General features: G+C 71.5%; 6 protein-coding genes. 1 reads left to right on the top strand and 5 read right to left on the bottom strand.

Annotated elements, in window-relative coordinates; genetic code table 11:
- Nucleotides 1-282: 282 nt before the first annotated feature.
- Nucleotides 283-1,125, top strand: coding sequence for a vWA domain-containing protein (locus ACK5KK_RS09590; RefSeq protein ID WP_416889861.1), 843 nt, complete (start codon nt 283-285; stop codon nt 1,123-1,125).
- 188 nt (nt 1,126-1,313) lie between these two features.
- Here ACK5KK_RS09590 and ACK5KK_RS09595 read toward each other — a convergent pair whose 3' ends face one another.
- The 5 genes from ACK5KK_RS09595 to mftD all read right to left on the bottom strand — a co-directional run.
- Nucleotides 1,314-3,149: an ATP-binding cassette domain-containing protein gene (locus ACK5KK_RS09595; protein WP_416889862.1), complete on the bottom strand. Its 1,836-nt coding sequence runs from the start codon at nt 3,147-3,149 to the stop codon at nt 1,314-1,316.
- A gap of 76 nt (nt 3,150-3,225) precedes the next feature.
- The gene (locus ACK5KK_RS09600) at nt 3,226-4,083 is read right to left on the bottom strand and encodes a branched-chain amino acid ABC transporter permease (RefSeq protein ID WP_416889863.1); all 858 of its coding nucleotides are present in this window, start codon (nt 4,081-4,083) and stop codon (nt 3,226-3,228) included.
- 24 nt (nt 4,084-4,107) lie between these two features.
- Nucleotides 4,108-5,334 (bottom strand): ABC transporter substrate-binding protein, encoded by a 1,227-nt coding sequence (locus tag ACK5KK_RS09605; RefSeq protein ID WP_416889864.1) that lies wholly within the window; start codon nt 5,332-5,334, stop codon nt 4,108-4,110.
- Nucleotides 5,335-5,341: 7 nt separating this feature from the next.
- Nucleotides 5,342-6,868 carry a mycofactocin biosynthesis glycosyltransferase MftF gene (gene mftF, locus ACK5KK_RS09610; protein WP_416889865.1) on the bottom strand — a complete coding sequence of 509 codons (1,527 nt, stop codon included), beginning with the start codon at nt 6,866-6,868 and terminating at the stop codon, nt 5,342-5,344.
- Nucleotides 6,865-7,909 (bottom strand): pre-mycofactocin synthase MftD (gene mftD, locus ACK5KK_RS09615; RefSeq protein WP_416889866.1); only part of this gene is annotated, 1,045 nt, incomplete at its 5' end. The genes mftD and mftF, both read right to left, overlap by 4 nt.

Here is a 7,909-nt window from a genome sequence, read left to right on the forward strand (position 1 = left end):
CTCGTCTACGACGCCATGATCGTCGCGCTGTCGGGGCGCATCCACCTCGACGAGGCCGCCGAGACGACCCCGGAACGCGTGCTGCGCGAGATCTGGGAGGACCGGTTCATCCTCGAACCGCATCGCGCCGCGCCCGGTTGAAGAGACGTTGCCGTCGACTCGCCGATCCGCAGCGGACGGCGCCGTCGCTCGGATACGCCGGGGACGCCGCTGCGGCGCACCCCGAAGACGCTCGACGAACCGCCGACGCTGTTCGACGCGTCCGGGCGAGGCGGTACGACGGTGCTGGGGGGTGGTTCGCGGCGGGCGCCCAAGAACGCCCCTCCCGGGCAGACCGCGCCCGGGCAGACCGACGAGCCGGCGAACCTCGTCGACGTGCCCGAGGAGCAGGCCCAGGTCGATCCGCAGGTACGGGCACTGGCGCGGCGGATCGCGTCGCGGCTGGCGGTGCGTCGGCCCCGCACCGACGTGACCGCGCGCCGCGGCATCGGACAACTGCTGACAGTTCCCTACCGTGGTGCATCCGACGAGATCGACCTCGACAAGACCATCGAGGTGCTCGCCGAGCGCCCGGTCCCCGACGATGAGGACATCCTGGTGCGCGAGCGTATGCGCACCACACGGTCGGTCGTGCTGCTCGTGGACGTGTCGGGGTCGATGCGCGGCGAACGGATCAAGACCGCCGCGGCGGCCGTCGGAGCGTTGTCGGCGGAACTCTCGCACGAGGCGCTCGGCGTGGTCGCGTTCTGGTCCGATGCCGCGGTGCTGCTCAACCTCGGCCACGAGGTGCGCCCGATGGAACTGCTCGACACGATTCTGCGCATCCCGGCGCGCGGGCTGACGAACATCGCCTTCCCGTTGGAGATCGCCCTGAAGCAACTCGCGCGAGTTCCGGCCCGGGACGCCCGGGCGGTGTTGCTGTCGGACTGCGTGCACAACGCCGGACCGGACCCCCGGCCGTTCGCCGCGCGCCTGCCGCGGCTGGACGTGCTGCTGGATGCCACCGGCGAGAAGGACGTCGAACTCGGTCGCGAACTGGCGGCAAAGGGCCGCGGCACGTGCCGCGTCATCCATGGACACCGTGACGTCGCACCCGCCGTCAGCGCGATGTTCACCGGCCGGTAGCGCGTGGCGGCGTGAGGTGGCCGGTGCCCGACCGTGGGCACCGGCCACCCCCGCCAGCCGCCGCCGCGCATTCGGGAGGGGATCTGCGGTAGGGAGGGTGAATGCCGTGAATCGGTCCTTCGAGTGCGTTTCTCCTCCCGCGGGCGCGGGGGTCAGCGGGGCGCCGAGGGCGCGGCGCCAGGGGGTACTCAGCGGCTGTGGGGGCGGGGAGGGGAGGCATCGCCGAGGTAGCCGACGCGCACGCGCCGGTCGGCCAGCACTCCGGCGACCGGCGCGGTGAGGACCGCGCGGCCCAGTTCGAGGTAGGTCGCGGTGCGGGCTGCACGGGAGACGAAGTCCATGTGGTGCTCGATGAGCAGCACGGCACAGCCGAAGTGCGACGGGATGCCGGCGATGAGGGCCGCGAGTGCCGCGCGGTCGACGTCTTCCACCCCCGCCGTCGGTTCGTCCAGCAGGATCAGTTTCGGTTCGGAGACCAGGGTCGCGGCGATCTCGAGGGCACGCTTCGACGCGTAATCGAGGAAGTGGATCGGGACGTCGTCGGCGGGCAGCGCGAAATAGCGCCGCACGGACTCGCGGCGCGCCGCCGCCTGTCGACGACTCGCCTGCCGGCCACGCGTGTGCGTCGCGCGGTGCGCCAGAGCCCAGCGGTCCCCGGCCGGCTGGGCCGCAAGACGCAGATAGTCGCCCACGCGCATCGTCTCCACGACCGCGCACTGCTGAAACGTCCGCCGTAAACCCGCCGCCACGCGTCGGCGCACCGACCCCGGCCCGCGTCCCGCTGCGGCGAACCGGTGCGTCCCGATGCGCACCTCGCCATGGGCCTCGGCGAGATACCCGGTCACCGCCTCCACCAGGGTCGTCTTGCCCGCACCGTTGGGTCCGATCACGGCGTGCACGTTGCCGCCCTCGATCGTGATCGAGACCTCGACGAGCGCGCGGACGCCGCCGAACGATGCGCTCAGGTGCTCGATGGTCAGAGGCGGGGCGGGAGCAGCTGCGACGCCGTGTGCCGTGCCCGCCCGGGGTCGACCCGCGGAGACTTCGCCCGTCGGCAGCCGAGCCGCTGCGGCGGTCAGGTCGGCATCCACCCGCGCGTTGCGGAAGCGGCGACGGCTCATGACGTCGCGGAGGTGCTCGGCGAGACCGCCGTCGCCGCGGCGGAGCACGTCGAAGGCCCCGAGCGCGAGCAGGAGGTTCGCCAGGTCCAGGGGCAGTCCGACTCGCTCCAGCAACTCCGGCAGGAAGACGACGAGGATGCCGGCGAGCACCGCTCCGCCGAACAGCCCAGCACCGCACAGGACGGCCGTCGCGAGGTAGGACAGCGACACGAGCGGCCCGAAGACATCGGCGGTGAGCAGACCGTACTGGCCGGCCAGCAGCCCGCCGCCCAGTCCCGCCAACAGCGCCCCGGTCGCGAGCGCCGTGGCTTTCGACCAGCCCACCCGCACCCCCAGTGCTGCGGCGGCGCGTTCGCCGAAGCGCACGGCAGGCCAACTGCGCCCCGTGCGGGCGCGTCCCGCCGCCCACACCAGGCACTGAGCGACGATCACGACGGCCCAGCACGCCATGCTGAACCAGCGCGGGTCGGTGAACGGCGCCTCGGGCAGGACCGGCGTCCCGGACCCGACCCCGGGGAACGACCCCTGTCGCAGGACGAGGTCCAGGCCCGCGGCGAGCCCCAGCGAGACCACCGCGAACTCGACGCCGCGCACGCGCACGGTGGCAAGGCCCACCGCCAGCCCGACCAGGCCCGAGAGCAGGCCGCCCCCGATGACCACGGCGAGAAACGGGATGCCGGGCCACGTCAGCGCCGCCTGCGACACCGCCCACCCCCCGATCGCCGCGAACGACATCTGGCACAGTGTGATGAGACCGACACCGCTCACCACGCCGACCGACCTTGCCAGCAGGGTCGAGATCGCGGTGGCGGATACCAGCGACACCCAGTACACCGGCAGCGTGAAGGCGAGGACTGCGACCGCCGCCGCGAGCACGACGATGCCGAACGCGTCCAGCAGCATTCGCGTCAGGACGGTCGGTCGCCCCCGAACCGGACCGCTCCGGTTCGTGTCGTTGCGGCTCTCCGCTCGGGCGGGATCAGCCGGCGGCATCCCACACCTCCCGGCGCCGCAACCAGATGAGCCCGACGACAACGACCAGGAAGGGCACCAGCCCTCGATACTCGGCGACCGCGGGGATGCGCGCCCCGACTCCTTCCAGGACGCCGAGGACGAGTCCCGCGCCGGCGGCCACCCAACCGCTGGAGAACCCGGCCACGAGCGCTGCCGCGAGCGCCGGCACCACCAGCAGCGACATCGAGGCGAACGTGGGGTTGTAGGTGGGGGCGATCAGCAGCAGGGCGATGGCCGCCAGGCCGCCCGAGACGAGCCAGACCCCGAGGGCGAGCCGATGTGTGCGCACTCCCAGCGCCATTGCGGTGAGCGGGTCGGTGGCCAGAGCGCGCAACTGGATGCCGAGCAGAGTGTGGCGCAGCACCCAGGTCAGCGCCGCAGCGATCGTGAGCATGACGGCGAGGGCGATCAGGGTCGACAACGATACGCGCACTCCCGCGACCGGGAACGTGAGGTCGGGGACGATCGTCGGCATGAGCCGGGGGGAGTCGCCGAACAGCCGGTACCCCACGGCCAAGAGCACGAGCAGGATGATGGCGGTGGCCACGGTCCGCGTCAACGGTGACGCCGCCCCGAAGAAGCGGGCGATGACCCACCCCGCACCGCCAGCGACCGCGGCGGACACGCACACCCCGACCACGGCGCCGATCACCAGCGGAAGGCCCTGGCCGTAAATTCCGTAACAGGCATATGCCCCGACCCCCCCGATCGCGGCCTGCGCAAGGTTGAGCACCCCGACCATCCGATACACGAGCACCAGGCACACTGCGAGGATGCCGTATGCCGAGCCGGTCACGACACCGATCACCACGCCGTCAAGCACGAGGCACGATCCCGAGGACCCGTGTCAGCCGTTCGTGGCGGCGGCCGGGACCTCGACCCAGTCGCTGACCGTCTCCCACCCGTCCCGGCCGGCTTGCACCATCATGCTGGCGCGGTTCGGGTTGTGCTCGGTGCGGTCCCCGAAGGTGAAGGGCATGCCCATCAGCCGGTTGTCGATCTCGTCGAGGGACCGGAAGGCGGCGGTCACCGAGTCGCGGGTGATCTCGCCGTCGATGCTGTGCAGCACCTCGACGAGGATCTCCGCGGCGACGTACCCGCCCTCGGACAGCGATGTGAGGTCTGCGCCCGCATCGGTGAGGGCCGTGCGCCATCCGTCGAGCGCCGGGTCGTCACTCGTGAACGGCAGGAACTCCGAGTTGGCGTACAGGCCCAAGGTGTCCTGTGCCTGGAGGGCGTCGTAGGCCGTCTGCGTGTACGCCGAGGTGAGGGTGAGCCAGTCGGCCGACTCGAGCAGGCCCTGGCGTTTGACCGTCTGCATGAAGGCGACCGCAACGGGTTCGTTCGAGTTGAAGACGACGGCGTCGCACCCGGCATCCCTCGTCGCGAGGATCGCCGCCGTCGGGTCGTCCCCCAGGTTCACCGAGGTATCGACGTGCGGTGCGGTGTGGCCGGTGTCGGCCTCCCACCGGTCGATGAGGGCCAGATACGGTTCGGTCAGTCCGGCGCTGTTGAGGATGACCGGGCACACCCGGTCGTTGCCGAGGGTTTCCGAGGCGAAATAGAGGAGGCTCGCGTACCCGCTGACCGTGCCGTTGTTCACGGGTGCGATGTTCGCGGAGGTGAAGCAGGTCGGTTCGACTCCGGTCCCCGAGACCTCGACGACGCCGCGCTGCTGGTACAGCGCCGCGTTCGCGCTGCACTCGACGAGACTTGCGGCACCCGCCATCGCGACCACGCCCTGCTCGTCGATCAAGCGTGTCGCGACCCGGTTGGCCTGTGCGGGGTTCGCGCCGTCGTCCTCCGACAGGTATTCGATCTGGCGTCCCTGAATCCCTCCGTCGGCGTTGACGCGGTCGAACACCGCTTGCGCCGCGGCCGGCACGTCGGGGAACGGCGCGGGGCCGGTGAGCGAACTCACGGCCCCGATCTTGATGGGTGCCGTGTTCCTCTCACCGGCCCCGTCGGAGGCGGAGTCGTCCGGAACGTTCGAGCATGCGGTCATCCCGGCGCCCGCGAGCACCGCGACCCACACCGCCGCGCACAGCGCGCGACGCCTGGTCGTCTTGGTCATCTGTTTCTCAACTCTCCCGTGACGGATGGTTCTTTCTCGGCCAGAGCGGAATGCGCACGCGTGGGGTCACGACGTTTGGTACGCGATCGCGGACGGCGCCGACGATCACCCCGGTGCCGTAGGAGGCATCGTCGAGCAGTCGCAGCGCGAGGCTCCGAATGGGGCCGAGACGGGTGGGTCGGAGGAGGTGGTCACGCACCGGTTCCCACGCCATCGCCGCGGCGAGGATGCGCGCGCGGCGGGAAAACGGGGCCAGGGCGAGCGTGGTCCACCCGACCGGCCACCAGTCGCGGCGCAACAGGTGCCCGACCCAGAACGCGTCCGACCACAGCGACCGCGCCGTCAGCCCCACCGCGATCGAGAGCGGCATGTCCGGCCCGAGCTCACGGCGCTGGCGGAAGAACTCGTACACGGCGACCGCGACAGCGAGGGCTCTGACCCAGGGGTGCCTGCTCGACAGCGTCCACATCACCGCCAGGCCCGACAGCGACGGCCGCGCCGGGATCAGCCTCCCGGGGTGCCGCGCCTCCAGCGGCGCGGCGGACGTGCCGTACCCGAATCGCCGTCCCGAGAACTCGCGGAGCGTGGCGCGCACCCGGTGATGGTTGACGACGTCGGTCGCGTAGCGGACCGTCCAGCCGGCTTCGTGCATGCGCCAGAACAGGTCGACGTCCTCGCCGATACGCATGGTGGCGTCGAAGGGGGGTTCGGTCACGGCGGCGCGTCGGACGATGCACGATGCGCTCGGGAGCCAGCCGACGGGAACGCCGTAGACGACACGGCTCGGGTCCGGTCCCATGTCGAGCTCCGACCGCGTCTGCTCGTACAGATCGATGTGTGACGTGCCCTGCACAGCGGGCCGTACGCGCGGGCCGACGGCGCCGACCAGGGGGTCTTCGAACAGGACCCGCAGCCGCGATGCCCACCCGGGCGAGGCGATCACGTCCGAGTCCACGAAGGCCACGAACTCCGCGGTGGTCGCCGCGTAGCCGGTGTTGCGGGCAGCGCCCGGTCCGCCGTTGACGTCGTGGACGATGAGGCGGGCGCCGAAGCGTTGCGCCAGGGCGCGGATCCGTTTCGCGTGTGGAGGCGGCGTGGCGTCGTCGACCACGATGACGGGCAGCCCCTCGTCGGCGAGCGAGGCGAGACATCTCTCCAGCGGTGCGGGGTCGCCGTACATCGGCACGACGACCTCGATGTCGGTGGCCGGTGCCGGGATGTCGCTCGGCGGCAGTGGGTCGGCGATGCCGAGGTCGAGCAGGAACACCGCGGCAGTCCGATCCTGGTCTGTCTCCGGGAGGAGACCGGTGCGGTCGGCGGCGAACAGTCTGCGCGCGAACGGGCGGACGTGCGCCGGGAGTAGCGTCACCGTCCACGGCGAACCGCCGATCGTCACCGTGCCGCCGGCGCGGAAGGCGACGCCGCTGGTCCAGGCCAGTGGCACGCGGCCGGCGAACGCGGTGCCGCGCTGGGCCGGTGTGGGGGGTGCCGGGAAGACCGGCGGGGCCGGCCGCCGGCCGGAGGCGGCGATCATGTCGTCGCCGTGGTCTTACTCGTCGTGGAGCTCTTCCCGGCGGTACCGGTGCGGGACGCCGCGCGTTCGGCCGGGGTCTTGCGTGCCGTACGCCCGGTGGCGCCCAGCGTCCGCTCGAAACCGTCGGGAATGTGCAGGTCGGCGCGACTGAGGTCGGCGGTCGAGGTGTGGCCGAGGCCGAGCAGCGCCGAGTCGAGGCCCATGCGGAGCAGATCCAGCACGTTCTCGACACCGGTCTGCCCGTTCGCGCCGAGGCCCCACAGGTAGGCACGCCCGATCATGACGGCGCGCGCCCCCAGTGCCAGCGCTTTGGCGACGTCGCCGCCTCGGCGGATACCGCCGTCCATCAGTACGTCGATCTGGCCGCCGACGGCGTCGGCGATCGGACCGAGACAGCGGATGGATGCCGGGGTGGTGTCGAGGTTGTTCCCGCCGTGGTTGGACACCGACAGCGAGTCCGCCCCGATGTCCACCGCCCTGCGGGCGTCGTCGACGCGGGTGATGCCCTTCACCATGAACGGTCCGCCCCACTGTTCCCGCAGCCACGCAAGGTCTTCCCAGCTGGGCGGCGGGGTCTGCGACCACTCTCCGTAGGCCTGGAAGAACGTCGGTGCCGGCCCGGAGGGCGGCGCGAGGTTGGGCGCGGTCAGATCCGGGAGTCCTGACCTGAGCCACTCGAGCGTCCACCGGGGCCGGAGCATGCCCTCGGGGGCCATCTTGTACACGGCGGCGAGGTTCATGCGTTCCGGGATCGCGGGGCTCCCCCAGTCCCGGCCGATCGAGAACGACCAGTCGGTGGTGGTGATGAGGGCTTTGGCTCCGGCAGCCCGCGCCCGCTCCATTCGCTGCAGCAACTGGTCCCGTGTTCCCGTCCAGTACATCTGGAAGAAGGTGTTCTCGTTGGCGGCGGCGACCTCTTCGATCGATTTCGACGCGAACGACGACAGGCCCATGATGGTGCCGCGGCTCGCGGCCGCCTTCGCGACGGCGACCTCGCCTTCGGGGCGGATCGCCTGCACGCCGGTGGGCGAGATCATCACC

The sequence above is a fragment of the Microbacterium sp. genome (assembly GCF_047972865.1).
GTDB lineage: Bacteria > Actinomycetota > Actinomycetes > Actinomycetales > Microbacteriaceae > Microbacterium.